We start from the raw sequence: 19,450 nt of genomic DNA on the forward strand, positions 1-19,450 counted from the left end.
GCACCGAGCAGTACTGTGCACAGAGCTGTCGCCGTCGCGGTCGTTCTCTTGCTCGCCGGCGTGCAGCCAGCGACCGCCGTCACGGCCGGCGGCGCCGACGCGAGTTCGTGGACCGCCCACGACGCCGAGCGAGCCGTCGACCCCGTGGCGTCGCCGACGATCGCAGTCGACACCGTTCTCTCGCTCACGCCCGATCGCCCGGGATCGATCGGCGTCGTCCAGACGTTCGAGATCCCCGAGGAAGTGACCGAGCTCAGGGTCACGCTGGGCCCGCAGTCGAGCGTCACCGACGCCGAGGGGTTCAGCTACATCGAGGGACAGACGTGGGAGTGGGACGGTGAGACCGTCGAGCCACGGCTCCGCTACGCGATGGCGGCCAACCGGACCACCGACCGCGACGGGCCGATGGGCGCCGACGGCTCGTACCTCTACGCCGACGTGGGCGAGTGGGCGCTGATCCAGCAGCCCAACCTCGGCTACCAGTGGCGCTACCGCGGCGCCGACTCGATCAGCGTCGACCGCACGACCCGCGTCGACGGGGCGGGCGCCGTCGGCGAGACGACCGCCTTCCTCGGGCCCCACGCGACGTACACCCGGGAGGTCGGCGGACAGGAGATAACGCTGATCGTGCCCGAGGCCGCCTCGCTCGCGGACCCGCCCGAGGAGATCCTCGACGGGCTCGGGAACGCCTCACAGGCGCTTCGCGTGGGCGACCGCGACCCGACCGTGTTCGCGGTCGCGGCACCCACCGATCGAGTGAACTGGGCGGCACAGGGCGTCCAGGTCGGCGACACCGACTTCTGGGTGCGCGCGAACCAGCCGATCGACGGGGTCGGGAACGCGTGGCTCCACGAGTACGTCCACACCCGGCAGTCGTTCCGGACCGCCGACTCCGGGCGGTGGCTCACGGAGGCCAGCGCGACGTGGTACGCCGCGCTCCTGAGCCACCGACGGGAGGGGGTGACCTTCGCCCGCTTCGCCGAGTTCCTCGACCGCGGGACCGCCCAGCCGCAGGCGAGTTCGGTGCTCGCCGACCCGGGCGACTGGGCGAACAACGCGAACTACTGGAAAGGGGCACTGGTGAGCGGCGAGATCGACCGGCGGATCCGCGTCGCGACCGACCGCGGCGCCACCTTCCAGCGCGTGCTGGCGTCGCTCAACGAGCGGACCTCCCCGGTCACCAACGAGGACATCCTCGCAGCCGTCGCGAACGCCGGGGGGCAGTCCACCCGCGCCACCGCCGAACGGTTCACGACGACCGACGACGAAGCCGCGGTCTGGAACCGGAGCGCTCACCGCGAGGCGTTCGGCGGCGACGCCGCACTGCTGCGGGTGGGTTTCGACCCCGCAACCGACGTGCATGCGACCGGCCCGTACCGCAACGCGACGCTCGCTCCGCCGGTCACGCTGGCGGCCGGCGAGGCGCTCTCGCTGCGGACAACGGTCGAGAACCTCGGCGGTGCGACCGGCGAGTACGCGGTCACGCTCCGGGTCGACGACCGGGCAGTCGTGACGGCGAACGGGACGCTCGCTCCCGGGGAGCGGACGGCGACCTCGCTGAGCCACGAGTTCGCGGAGCCGGGGCGCTACACCGTCTCGATCGCCGGCGAGCGGTTCACGGTCGCGGTTCGCGAGCCGGCGACGCCGGCGGTGACCGAGCTCGCGGTCGAGCCACGGACCGTCGACCCCGGCGAGGAGACGACCGTGACCGCCACCGTGACCAACGACGAGCAGGTGCCGGGCAACGCGACGATCCCGTTCACCCGGAACGGCGAGACGGTGGCGACCCGGACAGTCACACTCGGCGCGGGTGAGCGGGAGACGGTCTCGGCGACCGTCGAACTGCCGGCGGCGGGGGAGTACCGCGTCGGCGCGGGCGGCCGCGCGGTCGACGTGCGCGCTATCGCCCCGACGACGACGGAGACCACCGGGGCCGGGTTCGGCGTCCCGGTCGCGACCGTCGCCGTGCTCGCGACGGTGGGGCTTCGACGGCGACGGTCGGGAAGCTAGCTGCTGGAGCCGATCGTCGACGGAATCCGGAAATTGAGAAGCGTAGTCGGGAGTCGCTCGCTCAGAACGGCGCCGCCGGCCCCTCGTCGGGCTCCGCGTCGTCGTCGCCGGACTCGATCTGGCCGTCCCACTCGCTCAGCCCGCCGGCCATGCTCTCGACGGTCGCGTCGGTGATCCCTTCGTAGGACTCGATCAGCTTCGCGGCCTGCACGCTGGATTTGCCGTGGGGGCAGACCGTCACGACGTGGTCGGCGTCTGCGAGTTCGGCGACTCGATCGGGGAGCTGTCGGAACGGGACGTTCAGGCTGCCGGGGATGTGGCCCCGCCGGAACGCCGGCGGCTCGCGGATGTCGACCATCGTCGGGGCCGCGCCGTCTTCGAGCAGTTCGGCCACGCGCTCGGTCGAGATCTCGTCCATACCGACCGTGGCTCGCTCGGACGGTTGAAGCTCACGGACCGCGGGCGCGGTTACAGCAGCCCTTCCTCGTCGGCCAGCGTGAGTCCCTGCAGCGTGGCCTCGTTGATCGGTCGCGAGCGAACCGTCTGGATCGCCTCCTCGATCGGGATCGCCCGCGGGGTGAGGAACTCGTTCGCGTCGAGCTCCTGCCCGACCGGTTCGAGCCCCTCGGCGAACACGTAGGCGCGCTTGTGTCTGAGCGCGCCCGTCGCGACCCAGACGTCCTCCAGCAGCGACAGCGAGTCGGCGCGGAACCCCGTCTCCTCGCGAAGCTCCCGCCGGGCCGCAGCGGTGAACGACTCCTCGGCCTCGACGACGCCGGCGGGCAGTTCGAGCTGTTCGTGGCGGATCGTCGGCCGGTACTGCTCGACGAACAGCACGTGGTCGTCGGTGACGGCGGTGACGACGACCGCGGTCGCGAGCTCGGCCCAGTAGTAGCGCTTCCGGGTGCCGTCGGGCTGTTCGATCAGGTCGTACCCCCCGACGAACCAGCCGGTCTCGTACTCCGGCACGCTCTCGATGACGCGCCAGTCGGGGTGGGACTCCGGCAGCGGCTCGTGCCGGCGACCGTCGTCCGGCGGGAAATCACCCATCCGACTCCCCGGGCGCGTCGTCTTGCAGCAGCGGCCGATAGATGCGGCCGAACGCCTGCCTACGGAGGGTACCGACCGCCGCCTCCTCCTCGGACTGGAACGTCGCCGCGACGACCTCCTCGGTGGCGGGCGCGGCGTGCCAGACTACCCGCTCGACGCTCTCGGAGCCGGTCTCGTGGACGTCGTACGCCGGGTGCTCCTCCCGCCACGCCTCCCACGCCTCGCGGTCGGCGATCGTGACCGACAGCAGCGACGCGAACAGCGCGTCGCGGGCGGTCTCCACCACGTCGCCGGTCACCCGGCGGTCGTACTCCTCGCGGTCGAACTCCATCGCCTTGGCGGTCTCACGGACGACCGTCTGGGCGGCGGGACCGACGCTCTCGAACGCCTCGGCCGCGCCGTCCGCCGTCTCCGGGGAGAACACTCCTTCTGTTCGCATACGTGGAAATCCCGAGCGAACGGGCTTACCGGTGACGATGGTGGGTCAGGCGTCGAACTGCTCGACTGACAGCGTGCCGGTCAGGCGTCGCCGTCCTCCTCGCTCTCCTCCTCGGCAGCGGCTTCGCGGCGTTTTCGCGTCATCTCGCGCGCCTCGGCGACGGCCTCCTCGGCCGCCTCGTCGATGAACCCTGAATCGGGCACTTCGGCGGGGTCGGCGATCTCCTCGGTCGGGTAGCTGCCGGATGCGTCGTGGTCGTGATCGTGGTCGTGTTCGCCGTCGCCGGTCGGGATCTCGGTCTCGGCGCGTTCGGCGGTCGCCTCGTCGTAGTCGACTTCCTCGGCGCCGTCGACGACCTCGGCAGCGAGTTCGGGCGGCGTATGCTCGCCCCACTCCTCGACGTGATCGTCGAGCCACGCCTCGTGGTCCTCGCCGTGGAGCATCGCGGTCATCGCGAGGTGGTTCGCCAAGTGCTCGTCGTCCTGTTGGGGCGAGCCACAGACCGGACAGCGGTATCCCATACCGGGGTCTCGGTCCGGAGGGGGAAAACGGATGCGCTCGATCGGCTCGTCAGTGGGTGAGTCGGCCGTTTCGACGTTCGCACCAGACCGCCTAAGCGGGCAGCAGTCCAACTGTTTGTATGGATCGTCGGACGTTCATCAAGTCGACCGGCGCCGCCGCCGTCGTCGGGACGACGGCGGGCTGTCTCGATGCCGTCGGACTCGGGGATTCGAACCCGAACGTGTCGCTCGCCGAACCCGACCGCCCTTTCGAGAGTGAGGACGTACCGTACCCGGCGTGGGGCCAGCGGGTCGCCGACGTGAGCCTCCCCGCACCGCTTGCCGGCGGGTCGCTGTCGCTGCGGGATCTCGGGACGCCGGGGCTGCTCACCTTCTTCTACAGCCACTGTCAGACGGTCTGTCCCGTTCTCGTCGGCACGCTCCGGAACGTCCAGGCCCACGCACAGACGAACGAGTACGCCGACGAGGTGACGTTCGCACCGGTGACGTTCGACCCCGCCAGAGACACCGCTGACCGACTCGAGAGCTACGGCGAGGAGATGAACGTCACCACGGCCGCAGACGGCTGGCAGTTCCTCCGACCCGAGTCGAAGGAGCGAGCCAAGACGGTCGTTCAGGAGCAGTTCGGCGTCGACTTCCGGCGCACCGAGCCCGAGGACATGGATATGTACATGTTCGCCCACACCGCGCTGACGCTGTTGGTCAACGCCGACGGCTACGTCGAACGGGCCTACCAGACCTCCTCTCCCGACGAACAGGCGATCATCGAGGACCTGACCGAACTCCGCGAGGCATGAACCGACGGCGGGTACTCGCGGCGCTCGCCGGCGTCGGCCTGACCGGGGGGAGCTTCTGGGCCGCCAGCAGTGGCCTGCTGGGAGGGACGACCGACGACCTCCCGATCCGCGTCGAGACGATCGACGCTCCCGGCTCCGAAGCGGGATCGGCACCCGTCCCGACGCCGGACCGCGTGACGGTCGTCGACCTGTTCGCGACGTGGTGTGCACCCTGTGACGAGCAGGTCGACATCCTGGACTCGGTTCGCGGAGAGTACGACGGCGTCAGCTTCGTCTCGGTGACCAACGAGCGCCTCGGCGAGTCGCTGACCAAGCGGGACATCGCCGACTGGTGGGGCGAGAACGGCGGCGCCTGGACGGTCGGGCTCGACCCCGGCAGCGAGCTCATGGCCGCCTTCGGCGCCGACGGCCTGCCGTACGTCGCGATCGTCGACGCCGAGGGGACGGTGCAGTTCGAACACGGGGGACTCGTCCACGCCGACACGCTCCGAACCGAACTGGACGCAGTGACCGATGCTTGACCCGGGAACGATCGGCGTGCTCGGGTTCGCCGCCGGCGCTGGCGTCACGACGTTTCTCGCTCCCTGTGCGTTCCCGCTGCTCCCCGGCTACGTCGGCTACTACCTGCGCGAGAGCGACCAGCGCGTGGCCGCGGTCCCGGCCGCGGCGACGGCGTCGGCGGGGACGCTGGCCGCGCTCGCGCTCGTGGGCGGGCTCGTGCTCACGCTCGGCCGCTCGCTGACGCGAGCACTCCCGCTGTTCGAGCCGGTCGTCGGGGTCGCACTGGTGGTGTTCGGCGTTCTCACGCTGCGTGGCGGGGAGCTCGGCGTCGACGTTCGGCTGCCGAGCCGACCGGACACACTGCTCGGGTTCGGCGTGTTCGGCGCGGTGTACGGGATCGCCGCCGCGGGCTGTGTCGTCCCACTGTTCCTCGGCGTCGTCACGCAGGCGCTCGCGCTCGACGGCGCCACGAGCGCGCTCGCGCTCGGGACGTACGCCCTCGGCGTCGCCGCGCCGCTGGCTGGCGTGACGCTGCTCGCCGGCGCCGGGGTCGACATCTGGCGCTCCGTCGGCGGGTACACCGGCCGTATCAAACAGGCTGCGGGCGTAGTGATGATCGTCGCCGGACTCGGCCAGCTCTATCTCGCCGCCGACCTGCTCGGCGTGCTCTAACCCTGCCACTCCGCGAGATCGAGCACCATCACGAAGGCGTCCTCGCCGTCGTCGTAGTAGGCGGACACCCGCCGGACGCGCTCGAACCCCACGTCCTCGTACAGCGACCGGGCCACGTCGTTGCTCTCCCGGACTTCGAGCTTCACCACGTCCGCGCCGGCGAGCCTCAGTGTGAACAGCACGCGCCGGAGCAGCGCGCGGCCGACGCCCTCGCCCTGCATCTCGGGGTGGACGGCGATGTCCTTCAGGTGGCCCAGATCGCGGCCGTGATTCGCGTTTACGTCCGCGATCGCGTAGCCGACGACGGCGCCGTCCCGGACCGCGACGAGGAACCCCCGGTTGCCCAGGAACCGCTCGAAGGAGGCGAACGGCCACGGCTGGGGGAACACCGACTTCTCGATCCGGAACACCGCGAGCAGGTCCGCCCGGTCGGCCTCGCGGATGGTGAGATCCGCGGCGTCCGACGCGTCCGGGTGGGAGGTCACGTCCGTGATTTAGGCAGGTGGTCGGCATAAACGACGCGGCCGGCGGCGCCGCGGACGACCGCGTTGGGGCAGCCGTTCAACAGCTGTCAGATCGTTCGGTGCTTACTTGCTCCGGGGTCGAGAACCCGGACGCGAGCGAAATGACCCACCGGATCCTCGTCATGGGTGACAACCACGGCGACGTGCGGTCGCTCCGGCGGGTCCTCGACGATGCCGACAACGACCCGTTCGACTACGTCGTCCACGTCGGGGACTACACGAACGCTTGGCGGACAGCGAGACAGGACGACGAGCAAACGGGAAAGGAACGCGGCAGGGAGCAACTGGAAGCGGTCGAGCCGGTGCTGGAACGGTTCGACGAACTCGCGGCACACGGGCTGGTGTGGGTGTACGGCAATCAGGACTACTTCGGCGATCTGGACTACGAGCTCTCGGTCGGCACCGAAGTTCCCGACGACGGCGTGGTGACGGTCGGGGAGGTGGCGTTCACCAGCTCGCTCGACCACGTCGACGCCGAGACGGTGCTCGTCACGCATCTGGAGCACTGGCGGCTCGCGGATCAGTTCGACGGGCGGGCGCACTTCTGTGGCAACTCCCACCGCGGCCGACAGAAGGGACGGCGGCTGAACTCGGCGTTCCTCCAGGTCCGAGACCCCCGGACCGAGGAGCGGCGCGTCGGCGGCTACTTCGTCGCCGAACTCGACGAAGACGGCCTCGACGTCGAGATGCGGTCGATTGGCGAACTCACTCGGGTCGAGTGTGAACGCCACGGCGAACGCGGGGTGCAGTTCCAGCCCGAATCGAGAGGGTGTATGTTCTGCAACGAGGAGGGAACCCTGTGGCGAGAGATGTGTGCGTCGGGGTACTACGGCCTCACCCACGACAGCGACCGTGAAACCGTCGACGACGAGGATCTGATCGACTACGCTGCGCGCCTCTGGGAAGACCCGCCGGAGGGGTTCCGCGAGCGGTTCGAGTCGTACCTCGCGGAGTTGGCGGACGATCGCTACTCGCCGTTGACGCGGGCCGACGGCGGCGCGCTCACGCTCGCCGAGAACAGCTACTCCTACTGACGGTGTGCGGTGCAGCGGTGGGTCGACGCCCCCCAGTCGGCACGCTCAGATCGGGGAGACGAACCGCGAGCCGTCGGCAAGAATCGAAGAAGGCTGATCGGTGAACGAGAGCGGCGCTCTCGTCGACGCGATTCGGCTTCGCACAGTCACGGCAACGGGCTCGGAGCGACCGCCCGACGGCGGTCGCCGCTCGCGAGCCGTGATCGGTTTCGCACAGTCACGGCAGCACGCTCCGTCACCGTGACACGGAGGTCACGGTAGGTCGCGAGCCGTGACTGGCTTAGTCGTCCGCGGGCGCCGCGCCGCTGCCGCCCTCGGCCTGCTGCTTCGTCCACGAGAGCTTGCCGCCGGCCGCGAGGATCTCGCGCTCGCGCTCGGAGGCGTCGAGGTGGGCGATGCCCTCCCACTCGTCGTTGACGCGGAAGGCGAACTCCTCCTGCCCGGAGCGGACGCCGGCGCCCACGTCGTCGACGATCTGGACGTCGTCGCCCTGCTCGATGCGCTCGTAGTCGTCATCGTCGATCGTCAGCGGGACGAGGCCGAAGTTGAACAGGTTCGCCTTGTGGATGCGGGCGAAGCTCTGGGCCAGCACGCCCTCGATGCCGAGGTACATCGGACAGAGGGCGGCGTGCTCACGCGAGGAGCCCTGACCGTAGTTCTCGCCGGCGACGAGGAAGCCGCCGTCGGCGTCCAGCGCGCGCTGGGCGAAGCTCTCGTCGACGCGGGAGAGGGTGAACTCCGAGAGCTTCGGCACGTTGGAGCGGAACTTCAGGATGTCCGACGTGGCCGGGATGATGTGGTCGGTCGTGATGTTGTCGTCCATCCGGAGCAGCACCTCGCCCGCGAGATCGGACTCGAGCGCGTCCTTCAGCGGCACGTCGCCGATGTTCGGGCCCTTGATGAGCTCGTCGTCGACGGCCTCGTCGGGGGAGATGAGGTCGACGTCGTGCTGGTCGTAGTCCGTGCCGAGCTCGAAGCCGGGGTCCTCCAGATCGCCGAGCTCGTCGGCCAGATCACGCGGGTCGACGATCTCGCCTTTGATCGCCGCGGCGGTCGCGACCTCCGGCGAGCAGAGGAACACCGAGTCGTCCTCGATGCCCGAGCGACCCTCGAAGTTACGGTTGAACGTCCGGAGCGAGACGGTGTCGCTGCCGGGGACGTGGCCGATCCCGATACAGGCGCCACAGGTCGCCTCGGAGAAGTTCACGCCGGCGGCCATCAGCTCGGCCGTCCAGCCCTCACGGGCGAGCATCTCGGAGGCCTGCTTCGAGGCGGGCGCGATGATCATCTCGGTCTTCTTGTGGACCTCGCGGCCCTCCAGCATCTTCGCGGCGGGGAGGATGTCCTCGTAGGCGCCGTTGGTACAGGAGCCAATCATCACCTGCTCGACCGACTGGCCGGCCGCCTCGCGGACGGGCACGACGTTGTCGGGCATCGACGGCTCCGCGATCATCGGCTCGATCTCCGAGAGGTCGACGACGATCTCGTCGGCGTACTCCGCGTCCTCGTCGGGCTGCAGGTCAACGTAGTCTTCGGGGCGGCCGACCTCGTCGAGCCACTCCTTCGTGCGCTCGTCGGTGCCGAAGATCGAGGAGGTGGCGCCGAGCTCGGTCCCCATGTTGGTGATCGTCGTCCGCTCCGGCACGGAGAGCGTCTCCACGCCCGGGCCGGTGTACTCGAACACCTTGCCGACGCCGCCCTTCACGCTCAGGCGTCGCAGCAGCTCGAGGATGACGTCCTTCGCGGTCGCCCACTCGCCGAGCTCACCTTCGAGTCGGATGTTGACGACCTCGGGCATGTCGACGTAGTAGGCGCCGCCGCCCATCGCGACGGTGATGTCGAGGCCACCCGCACCGATCGCCAGCTGGCCGAGGCCGCCGGGGGTCGGCGTGTGGGAGTCCGAGCCGAGCAGCGTCTTGCCGGGCGCGGCGAAGTTCTCCTTGTGGACGTTGTGACAGATGCCGTTGCCCGGCCGGGAGAAGTGGGCGCCGAAGGTGCCCGCCGCCGAGCGCAGGAAGCGGTGGTCGTCGGTGTTCTTGAAGTCGAACTGGTACGTCTGGTGGTCGCAGTACTGCGCGGCGAGGTCGGTCTGGACTTCGTCGAGGCCGAGCGCCTCGAACTGCAGCCACACCATCGTCCCGGTGGTGTCCTGGGTCAGCACCTGGTCGATCTCGATCCCGATCTCCTCGCCGGGCGTCAGCTCGCCCTCAACGAGGTGATCGTCGAGGACTTTCTCCGTAATTGTCTTTCCCATATCGTCTGCAGATGGGCTCGGAGCAGTGATAAATCCGGCGAGAAACGGCGCAGGCGGCGAGGCCGGCACACGCCGGCGCGAGAGTCGGTCACGGCGCCTCCGGCAGGGTTTTGTCGTCGACGGACCGACACCGACCATGTTCCGCTCCGGAGCCGAGGTCGCCGCCGCCGTCGAGGACGCCGACGACGACGCGGTCCAGCCGAACGGCGTCGACCTCACCCTCGAGGCAGTGTTCGAACAGACCAGCCCCGGCTACGTCGGCCGGGACGGGAAGTCGGTCGGCGACCGCAGCGAGGTCGACCCCCACGGCGACGACCCGCCGATCTACCGGCTCGAGCCGGGCGACTACGTCGTCCGCTACGGCGAGCGACTGGCGGTGCCCGAGGACAGCGTCGGCTTCGTGCTCCCGCGCTCGACGCTGCTGCGCAACACGTGCTCGCTCGATACGGCCGTCTGGGACGCCGGCTACGAGGGCCGCGGCGAGGGGCTGCTCCAGGTCGGCCGGGCGATCGAAGTCGAGCAGGGGGCGCGGATCGGGCAGTTCGTGCTCGCTGATGCGGAGAGCGAGGGGACGTACGACGGGAGCTATCAGGGGGAGAACTGAGTATCGATGTGGCGCTCGCGGGGCAGTTCGTTCGCCGGAGAAGCGGGCTGAGAGGGACTTGAACCCCCGACCGTCTGGTTAAAAGCCAGACGCTCTCCCAAACTGAGCTATCAGCCCTCACTCCCAACCAGAACGAGCACCGGGTAAGCGTTTACGGTTCCCCCGGAAGCTAAACCTACTCCCGCCGACCCCTCGGTCATGGAGATGCGCACGTTCGCCGAGCGACTGATCGAGTTCCCCACCGTCGGCGGCGGGGAGGCCGAGGCCGCGGCGTGGACCAGAGAGCGCCTCGACGACCTCGGCTTCGAGACGTACGAGTGGGCGGCCGACGCCGAGGTACTAGCCCAGCACTCGTCGTTCCCGGACGACCCCAGCCTGATCGACACCGAGAACCGTCCGAGCGTCGCGGGCGTGCTGGAGTTCGGCGATCCCGCTACCGGCCCGACGCTGATCCTGAACGGCCACCTCGACGTCGTGCCGGCCGACGAGGACGCGTGGTCGTCGCCGCCGTTCGAGCCGGTGTGGGGCGAGACCGACGACGGCGAGGAGACGCTGACCGGCCGCGGTGCAGTGGACATGAAGGCCCCAGTCGCGGCCTGCGTGTTCGCCGCGCTGGACGCCGCCGAACGCGCCGAGGACGCCGACCTGAACGGCCGACTGGTCGTCGAAGCCGTCGCCGGCGAGGAGGAGGGCGGCATCGGCGCCGCAGCGGCCGCGCTGTCGAACCCCTACCCGTTCGAGCGCGACGCCGCGATCGTCGCCGAGCCGACCGAGCTGACGCCGATCACCGCCACCGAGGGGACGGTGATGAAGCGTCTCGAGATCCAAGGTCGGGCCGCACACGCCGCCTCGCGCTGGCGCGGCGAGGACGTGCTCCCGCACTTCGAGCGTATCCGTGCGGCGTTCAAAGATCTCGAGGCCAAGCGCGGCGAAACCGTCACCCACCCGCTGTACGAGGAGTACCCCGTCCCGTGGCCGATCGTGATCGGCATCGTGGAGGCCGGCAACTGGGCCTCCTCGGTGCCGAGTTCGCTGACCGCCGAGATGCGCTTCGGGGTCGCACCGGGCGAGACCGTCGACGAGGTTGAGCAGCAGTACGAGGACGCGCTACAGTCGGTCGTCGACGGCGACGAGTGGCTCTCCGAGCATCCGCCCAGCTTCGAGCGGTTCAGCATCCAGTTCGAGTCCGCCCAGACAGAGGCCGACGAGCCGATCGTCCGGACGCTCCGGAGCGCGATGCTCGACACGGGGCTGCCGGACACCGACCCCCGTGGCGCGACGTACGGCGCCGACTCCCGACACTACGTCGCCGCCGGGATCCCGACGGTCGTGTTCGGGCCGGGGACGATCGAACAGACCCACTTCCCCGACGAGACGATCGAGTGGCCCGACGTGGAGCAAGCCCGAGAAACGATCGCGGAGGCCGCCGTGCAGTTCCTTCAGTCGTAGCGCTCGGCGAGCAGTTGCGCCAGTAGCTCGGTGGGTGTGGTGTTCCCCATCGACGCCTCGCGACGGAGTTTGCGGTACTCGGACGCCGGCAGCGAGAGCTCGATCCGGCCGAGCTCGATCCCTTCCTCGCGGAGCGCCTCCCGCGCCGACGCGCCGTCGTTGACCCGACTCGCGAGCGACCGGACCTCACGGACGGTCAGGTCGTGGTCGAGCACCGCCCACGCCAGATCCAGCCGCGCGGCGCCGTCGACGCGAGCGAGGTGTTTGGCCGCCGAGGGGGCGATCTCGCCGCGGGCGACGTGGCGCCGTACCGACTGCGGCAGGTCGTGGACCCGCGCCCACGTCCGGATGAACGACACCGAGACGCCGCCGGCGCGCTCGGCGGCCTCGCGGTAGGAGCCGACCCCGCGCACGAGCGCCGCACACGCCGCCGCGCCCCGGAGCATGTCGAGGTAGTCGCCCGGCCCGTCACCGTCGGCGAACGCCGCGAGCACCTCGGCGGCGCGGGCGACGCTCTCGGGGTCGTCGGGGTCGAAGTCGATCGCGTCGCTCGCGCGCTCGCCGGTGATCTCCGGGTCCGCACGCACGACGGGCTCGCCGACCCGCGATCGGCGGTCCGTCGAAGGGACCGGCGTCCCGTCCTCAGGGTCGGAAGATGGCACTATCAGCCAGTTCGACGCCGGCCGGGAAAAGCCTCCCGCGCTCGGCCGATCCGTTTCCACTCGGGCACGGGCAGAACGTGATGATCTCGTAGTCGCCGTCGACCAGCGACCGGATGCTCGGATGGCCGTCGTTGTCGTCGATCTGGACCACGCCGGCGTCCTGCACGGCATCGTCGACGCCGAAGGCGCCCGAGCAGTAGTCACATGCCGACGCGTCGTCACGGAACGCGGTTACGTTCGCGTAACGGTCCGAATCGGGCAAGAGGCGCCGCCCGACTCAGTGGTGGTGCTGGTGGTTCCCGCCACGGGAGAACTGCCCGGAGAACGCGCGCTGGACGACCTCCGGCAGCGCCGGGTGGACGTGGATCGACTCCCGGATGTCCCGGACGGTGCCGCTGCCCGCCGTCATCGCGGTCACGACCTCCTGAATCAGCGTCGACGCGTCCGGGCCGACGATGTGACAGCCGAGTATCTCGCCCTCGAGATCGACGAGCGCCTTCACGAACCCGTCGGCGCCCATCGCGTCCCCGCGGGCGGTCTCGTCGAACCGGTAGCTGTTCGTGGCGTACTCCCGATCCGCGGCCCGGAGTTCGTCCTCGGTCGCGCCGACGCCGGCGACCTCCGGCGAGCCGAACACCGCGTACGGCATCGCGTCGTAGTCAACGGGCTCGGGCTCCTCGCCGAAGATATTGCGTGCAACGGACTGCGCCTCGTGGTTGGCGCTGTGTTTCAGCAGGTACTCGCCGACGATGTCGCCCAGCGCCCAGACCCCCTCGGCGTCGGTTTCGAGGTACTCGTCGGTCTCGACGAACCCCGCGTCGTCGGTTTCGACGGCCGTGTTCTCCAGATCGAGCGTGTCGGTGTTCGGGACCCTGCCGGCGGCGACGAGCAGTTCGTCGCCGGTGACGCTGAGCGCCTCACCGTCCTCGACGACACCGGGGTCTGCGTCGCCGTCGCCGTACTCGTAGGGCAGCGCTTCGACGGTGATCTCACCGTCCGCCTCCGAGACCGCGGTGACCGAGTAGCCCGTCTGGACGTCGAACCGCTCGCGGTAGCGATCGGTGAACGCCGCGGCGACCTCGGGGTCGGTGTTCGGGAGCAGTTGTGGTCGCCGGCCGAGTATCGTCACGTCGCTGCCGAACGTCCCGAAGAAGTGGCCGAGCTCGGCTGCGATGTACCCCCCGCCGACGATCACGAGCCGATCCGGCGGCGACTCCAGTTCGAGCGCCTCGGTGCTGGTGAGGTAGTCGACCGTCTCGATCCCGTCGATGTTCGGGATCCCCGGCCGTGTCCCGGCGGCGATCAGCACGGTCCCCGCGCGGACGCGAGTTCCGTCGTCCTCGCCGGCTCCTCGTGCCGGCGAGCCATCGTCCTCCCCGCCGTGAATCTCGACGGTGCGGTCGTCGACGAACCGTCCCTCACCCTCGAACAGTCGGTGCTGCTCCGAGGAGCGCAGGCCCCGTTGAATCGACGACGAGGACTCGCCGACGTCCTCGTTCACCTCGCGAACCATCTCCGCGAACTCCACGTCCTCGATCTCGGCGTCGATGTGGAACTCGCCGGCGCCCTCGATCGTCTCGTACACGTCGGCGTGGTAGAGCAGCCGTTTCGAAGGGATACAGCCGCGGTTGAGACAGGTGCCGCCCAGCGGCCCCTTCTCGACGACGGCGACGGACTGCCCCCGGTTCGCGGCGACGTTGGCCACCTCGAGCCCGGAGCCTGAACCGATCACGAGAAAGTCGAACTCCTCCATACCCAAGGTACAGCCCCACGGGCCTTCAATCACGAGTTACGTCGAGGTTACCGTGTTACTGCAGGGCCGGCTCACGCTTATCGAGACATGAGGTAATTGGGTTACTTGAGGTACCCTACAATGGTGGCACTCCTCGATGGACTGGCCAGCGGGCTCGTGCTCGGCGGGTGGGTCGGCGGCGGAGTGCTTGGCTGATGGGGTCGGCGACCGAGCCCGGGTCGGCCCCACACGCAACGTTAGGTGGTTCGAGCCCACATACAGGGCCATGAGCGACCCGTTCGTCGTCGTCGGTGGTGACGCCGCTGGGCTGAGCGCGGCGAGCAAGTGCAAGCGCGAGGCGCCCGAGCGCGAGGTGATCGTCTTCGAGAAGGGGCAGTGGGTCTCCTACGCCCACTGTGGGATGCCGTACTACGTGAAAGGCGAGGTGGAGTCGCTGAACGACCTGCTCTCGCTCTCGCCGGAGGGGATCGCCGACCGCGGGATCGACCTCCGGCGTGGCCACGAGGTGGTCGGCGTCGACCCGGCCGCCAGAACCGTGACCGTCGAGTCCGGAAACGGGCGGTCCGAACAGCCCTACGGTGATCTGCTGATCGCGACGGGCGCCCACGCGGTGTCCGACCCGATCGACGGCGCCGACCTCGCGGGCGCGTTCACCGTGCACAGCATGGACGCCGCGGCGGCGCTGCGGGCGTTCCTGACGCCGCCCGGGGCGGCCGATCCCGACGCGGTCGACGGGGAAGCCGTCGATCGCGAGCTGGTCGCCGCGTACGCCGAACGGGACCCCCCGGCGTCGGCGGCGATCGTCGGCGGCGGCTACGTCGGCGTCGAGATGGCCGAGGCGTTCAGCGCCCACGACCTCGACGTCCACCTGTTCCAGCGCCCCGAGCGGCTGCTCCCGCCGTTCGGCGAGGCGCCCGCCGAACGCGTCGCGGAGACCCTGCGGGACCACGGGGTGACGCTCCACCTCGACACCGAAGTCGAACGGCTGGCGGGCGAGGACACCGTCGAGGCCGTCGTCGGGGACGGTGAACGGATCCCCGTCGACACGGCGGTCGTCGGGATCGGCATCCGCCCGAACACGGCGCTGCTCGACGGGACGGGGATCGAGTTGGGCCACTCGGGCGCGATCGCGACCGACGAGTACGGCCGGACGAGCCGCGAGAACGTCTACGCGGCCGGCGACTGTGCGGAGATGCGCCACGCCGTGACCGGCGAGTCCGACTGGGTGCCGTTGGGGCTCACCGCGAACCGCGCGGGTCGCGCAGTCGGGCAGACAGTCGCCGGCACGCCGACGCCGGTCGGCGATATCGCCGGCACGGCGGTGGTGAAAGCGTTCGAGATGGAGTGTGGCCGAACCGGGATCCTCGACCACGAACGCGCCCGTGACGTCGGCTTCGACCCGGTGAGCGAGACGATCACCGCCGGCTCCCGGTCGGGCTACTACCCCGGCGGGGCCGAGACGACGGTCACGCTGACCGCCGACCGCGGGACGGGACGGCTGCTCGGCGGGAGTATCGCCGGCGAGGATCGGGCGGCGATCCGGATCGACACGCTCGCGACCGCGCTCGATGGGGACGCGACCGTCGGCGAGCTCGAGCGGCTGGATCTGGCGTACGCGCCGCCGTTCAGTCCGGTCTGGGACCCCGTGCTCGTCGCGGCGAAAGTGCTGAACGGCCGCCTCGAAAACTGAGTCTCAGACCAGCGAGACGCCCGGGTCCTCGGGCTCGGTGATGTGCCGTTTCCCCCAGTCGCGCATTGCCGAGATCACCGGCTCCAGCGACTCGCCGTGGTCGGTCAGCGAGTACTCCGTCCGGACGGGCTTCTCGCTCACGATCTCGCGGTCGATCAGCCGCTTGCTCTCCAGATCGTCGAGCACCTCCGAGAGCACCTTGCTGGAGACGCCGTCGACGCTGTCCTCCAGTTCGCTGAAGCCGCTGGGTCCCTCGTCGAGCAGCCGGTGGATCACCACCGGGTGCCACTTCTTCCCGACCAGCAGCGCCGTCGTGGTGACCGGACACCAGTCCTCGCCCGCACACCACACCTGCAGCTTCTCCCTGTCGTCCGTGCTACCCGTCATACACGAGGGGTGGGGCGACGGCGACTTAGAGGTTACTACTAGTAACTAAGTTACAGGTAGGTAGCTCTCTCCGTGCCCGGCCGGACGTTTAAACGCCGGCAGCCGTACGGCCGGGTATGAGCAGCGAGGGCCGCCGAGCGCTCGCGATCTGGGGCGTGCTGGCCGTCCCGTTCGTCCTCCTCGCGCTGTTTCTCCGGACGCGACAGAACCTCACTCTCGGGTTCGCCGGCGCCTACTGGTTCGCGCCGGTCGTGCTGGTGATCGTCGGCGTGCTTCCGGCGCCGTGGGCGGATCGCCGCGACTGAGCCGTGGTTCGTCGAGTCCTCTCGGTCAGGAACATGTTCGGCCATCTCTCCTTGGTCGTCGGCGTCGAACGACGGTGTAAGCCATGTCTCAGCACGACCACGAGACGCCCGACCCCGTCACCGACCACGTCCACGACAACTCCTGGTCCGCGAACCTCGAAGGGTCCGAACACGCCGAGGACCGCGAGTTCCTCGTCCGGCAGGGGATCGAGGCAGTCGAACACACCGCCCCCGGGAACCACGTGAACCTCGTGACCCACGGCGAGCACGGCCACCCCGAGACGTACCTCTACGACGTCCTCGACGACGAGTTCGGCGACGACGTGGAGTGGGAGTACGTCGAGCAGTGCGGCTGTGGCGGCCACGTCCTGCGGGTCCACGTTCAGTAACCGCGTCCCCGACACTCACGAGCCCAATGCGCCCATCCACCATCGACACGAGTCAGCGCCCGTTCGTGCTCGTCTGGGAGCTCACGCAGGCCTGCGAGCTGGCCTGCAAACACTGCCGCGCGGAGGCCCAGCCCCAGCGCCACCCCGACGAACTCACGACCGAGGAGGGGAAGCAGCTCCTCGACGAGGCCAGCGAGTTCGGCGAGAACCAGCTTGTCGTCCTCTCCGGGGGCGACCCGCTCTACCGTGACGACACGTTCGAGCTGATCGAGTACGGCGTCGATCAGGGGCTGCAGATGACACTCACACCCAGCGGAACGGCGTCGCTGACCCCCGACCGGATCCGAGACCTCGCCGACTCGGGGCTGCGCCGCCTCGCACTCAGCATCGACGGCGCCTCCCCCGCGGCCCACGACGGCTTCCGGAAGGAGGCGGGGAGCTTCCGGCAGACCGTCGAGGCGGCCCGGGCCGCGAACGAGGCCGGGCTCCCGCTCCAGATCAACACGACCGTCTGTGCCGAGACAGTCGAACAGCTCCCCCGGCTCCGGGAACTGGTCGACGACCTCGGCGCCGTGCTCTGGTCGGTGTTCTTCCTCGTCCCCGTCGGCCGGGGCGAGGTGCTCGACCCCGTTCCGCCGGAGCGCGCCGACCGCGTGATGGAGTGGCTGACCGAGGTGAACGACGAGGCTGACTTCGGCATCAAGACGACCGAGGCACCCCACTACCGCCGGGTCGCGATCCAGCAGCACCGCTCGGCGACCGAGAAGCCCGACAGCGACGCGATCGGCCGCCGGACCGGCATCACCGCCGGCGACGGCTTCGCGTTCGTGAGCCACACCGGCGAGCTCTACCCCTCGGGGTTCCTGCCGGAGCCGGCCGGGAACGTCCGGACGGAGAGCCTGGTCGACCTCTACCGCGACGCGCCGCTGTTCGAGAAGCTGCGCGACCCGGACGCGCTGGAGGGGAAATGTGGCGCTTGCGAGTTCCGGAACGTCTGTGGCGGCAGCCGCTCGCGGGCGTACGCGACGACCGGTGATCCACTGGAGAGCGACCCGCTCTGCCCGTACGTGCCGGAGGGGTACGACGGCCCGCTGCCGAACCCGGCCGACTGACGATGCAGGTCGGCATCGTCGGCGCGGGAATCAGCGGCCTCGCGCTGCAGCACCAACTCCGCGAGCGCGGTGTCGACAGCGTCGTGTTCGAGGCTGACTCGGAGCCGGGCGGCGTGATCAGGAGCCGACCCGTCGGGGAGTACGTCGTCGAGGACGGTCCCCAGCGCACCCGGCTCTCGCCGCCGGTCGCGTCGTTGGTCGACGATCTCGGCCTCGACGACCGACTCGTCGAGGCGGCTGACCCGCCGCTGTGCCTCTATCGTGACGGCTCGCTCCGACGGGTCCCGTTCTCCGTCCGCGAGGGGGTGTCGACCGACCTGCTCTCGCTGCGGGGGAAGCTCCGCCTGCTGCTCGAACCGCTGACGGGGCCGCCGCGGGGTGAGGAGAGCGTCGAGGCGTGCCTGACCCGGATGCTCGGGACGGAGGCCGCTCAGTACCTCGTCGGCCCGCTGTACGGCGGCATCTACGGCACCCACCCCGACGAGATGCCGATGCGGCACTCGCTCGGGCGGGCGTTCGAGAAACGCGGCGTCGATCGGAGCCTGCTCGTCGCGGCGGTGCGGGCGAGCCGTCGGGGATCGACGCCGCCCGTGGTCTCGTTCGACGGCGGCCTCCAGACGCTCCCGGAGGCGCTGTTCGAGCACCACAGCGACCGCGTCCACCTCGATACGCCGGTCGAGACGGTCCGGCAGACCGACGACGGATTCACGCTCGAAACCCCAGGGGGAACGACGACGGTCGGCCACGTCGTGCTCACGACGCCCGCGGCGGTGACCGCGGACCTGCTCGAACCGTTCGCGGCCGGGAGCGCCGACGCACTCCGCCGGCTCACCTACAACTCCATGACGGTCGTCCACCTCGACGCCGCGAGCGACATGGACGCCGCCGGCTTCCAAGTCCAGTACGACGAGCCGTTCCGGACGCTCGGCGTGACCAGCACCGGGGCGCTGTTCGACCGCGGGCGTCGTCACACCGCGTACCTCGGCGGCGGGCGGGACCCCGGACTCGTGGAGCGGTCGCCGTCGACCATCTCCCGGATCGCCGAGCGGGAGTTCGCGGAACTGACCGGCGTCGGGGCGACCGCCGTCGACGTTCGCCGGCTCCGCCGCGGGATGCCCGCCTACGACACGACGTGGGACGCACTCGGGTCGGTCGACCTCCCCGACGGGGCGTACATCTGTGCGAACTACGCCGCCAGAGCGGGGATTCCGGGGAGACTCCGCGAGGCGGAACGGCTGGCCGAATCGCTGGCCGAGGGCTGAACGGGTCGGGCGGAGATGTTCGTCCCGGAAGCTTT

General features: G+C 70.0%; 21 protein-coding genes, 1 tRNA gene and 1 pseudogene. 12 read left to right on the forward strand and 11 right to left on the reverse strand.

The genetic code is table 11. The features are described 5' to 3' along the window. Positions 1 to 15: 15 nt before the first annotated feature. Positions 16 to 2,010, forward strand: coding sequence for a CARDB domain-containing protein (locus tag BN1959_RS11610; RefSeq protein WP_053948809.1), 1,995 nt, complete (start codon positions 16 to 18; stop codon positions 2,008 to 2,010). A gap of 61 nt (positions 2,011 to 2,071) precedes the next feature. On the opposite strand, the gene BN1959_RS11615 is transcribed toward BN1959_RS11610, so the two are convergent. The 4 genes from BN1959_RS11615 to BN1959_RS11630 all read right to left on the reverse strand — a co-directional run bounded on the left by BN1959_RS11615 (position 2,072) and on the right by BN1959_RS11630 (position 4,020). Continuing rightward, the gene (locus BN1959_RS11615; protein ID WP_053948810.1) at positions 2,072 to 2,428 is read right to left on the reverse strand and encodes a rhodanese-like domain-containing protein; all 357 of its coding nucleotides are present in this window, start codon (positions 2,426 to 2,428) and stop codon (positions 2,072 to 2,074) included. 50 nt (positions 2,429 to 2,478) lie between these two features. After that, positions 2,479 to 3,060, reverse strand: coding sequence for an NUDIX hydrolase (locus BN1959_RS11620; RefSeq protein ID WP_053948811.1), 582 nt, complete (start codon positions 3,058 to 3,060; stop codon positions 2,479 to 2,481). Continuing rightward, positions 3,053 to 3,499, reverse strand: a complete 447-nt coding sequence (locus BN1959_RS11625) for a DUF5809 family protein (protein ID WP_053948812.1) — start codon at positions 3,497 to 3,499, stop codon at positions 3,053 to 3,055. The genes BN1959_RS11620 and BN1959_RS11625 overlap by 8 nt, the downstream gene beginning before the upstream one ends. A gap of 80 nt (positions 3,500 to 3,579) precedes the next feature. Beyond that, a complete protein-coding gene (locus tag BN1959_RS11630; protein WP_053948813.1) occupies positions 3,580 to 4,020 on the reverse strand; it encodes a DUF5810 domain-containing protein in 441 nt (146 codons plus the stop codon). A gap of 119 nt (positions 4,021 to 4,139) precedes the next feature. Here BN1959_RS11630 and BN1959_RS11635 point away from each other — a divergent pair, with 119 nt between their 5' ends. The 3 genes from BN1959_RS11635 to BN1959_RS11645 are packed head-to-tail and all read left to right on the forward strand — an operon-like array spanning position 4,140 to position 5,990. After that, positions 4,140 to 4,817 carry an SCO family protein gene (locus BN1959_RS11635; protein ID WP_053948814.1) on the forward strand — a complete coding sequence of 226 codons (678 nt, stop codon included), beginning with the start codon at positions 4,140 to 4,142 and terminating at the stop codon, positions 4,815 to 4,817. Then, a complete protein-coding gene (locus BN1959_RS11640) occupies positions 4,814 to 5,338 on the forward strand; it encodes a TlpA family protein disulfide reductase (protein ID WP_053948815.1) in 525 nt (174 codons plus the stop codon). Before BN1959_RS11635 ends, BN1959_RS11640 begins: the two co-directional genes overlap by 4 nt. Beyond that, a complete protein-coding gene (locus tag BN1959_RS11645) occupies positions 5,331 to 5,990 on the forward strand; it encodes a cytochrome c biogenesis CcdA family protein (RefSeq protein WP_053948816.1) in 660 nt (219 codons plus the stop codon). The genes BN1959_RS11640 and BN1959_RS11645 overlap by 8 nt, the downstream gene beginning before the upstream one ends. Here BN1959_RS11645 and rimI read toward each other — a convergent pair. Then, positions 5,987 to 6,475 (reverse strand): ribosomal protein S18-alanine N-acetyltransferase, encoded by a 489-nt coding sequence (gene rimI / locus BN1959_RS11650; RefSeq protein ID WP_053948817.1) that lies wholly within the window; start codon positions 6,473 to 6,475, stop codon positions 5,987 to 5,989. The two genes, BN1959_RS11645 and rimI, sit on opposite strands and share 4 nt — an antisense overlap. A gap of 140 nt (positions 6,476 to 6,615) precedes the next feature. On the opposite strand from rimI, the gene BN1959_RS11655 reads away from it, so the two are divergent. Next, positions 6,616 to 7,548, forward strand: a complete 933-nt coding sequence (locus tag BN1959_RS11655) for a metallophosphoesterase family protein (RefSeq protein ID WP_154018273.1) — start codon at positions 6,616 to 6,618, stop codon at positions 7,546 to 7,548. A gap of 280 nt (positions 7,549 to 7,828) precedes the next feature. On the opposite strand, the gene BN1959_RS11660 is transcribed toward BN1959_RS11655, so the two are convergent. Continuing rightward, positions 7,829 to 9,802, reverse strand: a complete 1,974-nt coding sequence (locus BN1959_RS11660; protein ID WP_053948819.1) for an aconitate hydratase — start codon at positions 9,800 to 9,802, stop codon at positions 7,829 to 7,831. Between the two features lie 136 nt (positions 9,803 to 9,938). Here BN1959_RS11660 and BN1959_RS11665 point away from each other — a divergent pair, with 136 nt between their 5' ends. Further along, entirely contained in the window at positions 9,939 to 10,406 is a 468-nt protein-coding gene (locus tag BN1959_RS11665) for a deoxyuridine 5'-triphosphate nucleotidohydrolase (protein ID WP_053948820.1), read from the forward strand. A gap of 43 nt (positions 10,407 to 10,449) precedes the next feature. Here BN1959_RS11665 and BN1959_RS11670 read toward each other — a convergent pair. Continuing rightward, a tRNA-Lys gene (locus BN1959_RS11670) sits at positions 10,450 to 10,523 on the reverse strand. A gap of 81 nt (positions 10,524 to 10,604) precedes the next feature. On the opposite strand from BN1959_RS11670, the gene BN1959_RS11675 reads away from it, so the two are divergent. Beyond that, the gene (locus BN1959_RS11675; RefSeq protein ID WP_053948821.1) at positions 10,605 to 11,855 is read left to right on the forward strand and encodes a M20/M25/M40 family metallo-hydrolase; all 1,251 of its coding nucleotides are present in this window, start codon (positions 10,605 to 10,607) and stop codon (positions 11,853 to 11,855) included. On the opposite strand, the gene BN1959_RS11680 is transcribed toward BN1959_RS11675, so the two are convergent. From BN1959_RS11680 to BN1959_RS11690, 3 genes and pseudogenes are all read right to left on the reverse strand, one after another. Next, positions 11,846 to 12,517: a DUF7119 family protein gene (locus BN1959_RS11680; RefSeq protein ID WP_053948822.1), complete on the reverse strand. Its 672-nt coding sequence runs from the start codon at positions 12,515 to 12,517 to the stop codon at positions 11,846 to 11,848. The genes BN1959_RS11675 and BN1959_RS11680 overlap by 10 nt on opposite strands. Before the next feature lie 73 nt (positions 12,518 to 12,590). Further along, positions 12,591 to 12,746 (reverse strand): annotated as a pseudogene (locus BN1959_RS15540) (DsrE family protein); the annotation flags it as partial. A 48-nt stretch (positions 12,747 to 12,794) separates the two neighbouring features. Beyond that, positions 12,795 to 14,270, reverse strand: a complete 1,476-nt coding sequence (locus BN1959_RS11690) for a dihydrolipoyl dehydrogenase (protein ID WP_053948823.1) — start codon at positions 14,268 to 14,270, stop codon at positions 12,795 to 12,797. A gap of 265 nt (positions 14,271 to 14,535) precedes the next feature. On the opposite strand from BN1959_RS11690, the gene BN1959_RS11695 reads away from it, so the two are divergent. Continuing rightward, on the forward strand, positions 14,536 to 15,960 hold the full coding sequence (locus tag BN1959_RS11695; protein ID WP_053948824.1) for an FAD-dependent oxidoreductase: 1,425 nt from the start codon (positions 14,536 to 14,538) through the stop codon (positions 15,958 to 15,960). A gap of 3 nt (positions 15,961 to 15,963) precedes the next feature. Here BN1959_RS11695 and BN1959_RS11700 read toward each other — a convergent pair whose 3' ends face one another. Continuing rightward, entirely contained in the window at positions 15,964 to 16,347 is a 384-nt protein-coding gene (locus BN1959_RS11700; protein WP_053948825.1) for a winged helix-turn-helix transcriptional regulator, read from the reverse strand. Between the two features lie 116 nt (positions 16,348 to 16,463). Here BN1959_RS11700 and BN1959_RS11705 point away from each other — a divergent pair, with 116 nt between their 5' ends. The 4 genes from BN1959_RS11705 to hemG all read left to right on the forward strand — a co-directional run bounded on the left by BN1959_RS11705 (position 16,464) and on the right by hemG (position 19,415). Continuing rightward, positions 16,464 to 16,652: a hypothetical protein gene (locus BN1959_RS11705; RefSeq protein ID WP_053948826.1), complete on the forward strand. Its 189-nt coding sequence runs from the start codon at positions 16,464 to 16,466 to the stop codon at positions 16,650 to 16,652. Positions 16,653 to 16,735: 83 nt separating this feature from the next. After that, positions 16,736 to 17,041, forward strand: coding sequence for a CGCGG family putative rSAM-modified RiPP protein (locus BN1959_RS11710; protein ID WP_053948827.1), 306 nt, complete (start codon positions 16,736 to 16,738; stop codon positions 17,039 to 17,041). 26 nt (positions 17,042 to 17,067) lie between these two features. Beyond that, entirely contained in the window at positions 17,068 to 18,153 is a 1,086-nt protein-coding gene (locus tag BN1959_RS11715) for a TIGR04053 family radical SAM/SPASM domain-containing protein (protein ID WP_079978678.1), read from the forward strand. Between the two features lie 2 nt (positions 18,154 to 18,155). Further along, a complete protein-coding gene (gene hemG, locus BN1959_RS11720; RefSeq protein ID WP_053948829.1) occupies positions 18,156 to 19,415 on the forward strand; it encodes a protoporphyrinogen oxidase in 1,260 nt (419 codons plus the stop codon). Positions 19,416 to 19,450: the final 35 nt, after the last annotated feature.

Origin of the sequence: Halolamina sediminis (assembly GCF_001282785.1) — an archaeon.
Lineage (GTDB): Archaea > Halobacteriota > Halobacteria > Halobacteriales > Haloferacaceae > Halolamina > Halolamina sediminis.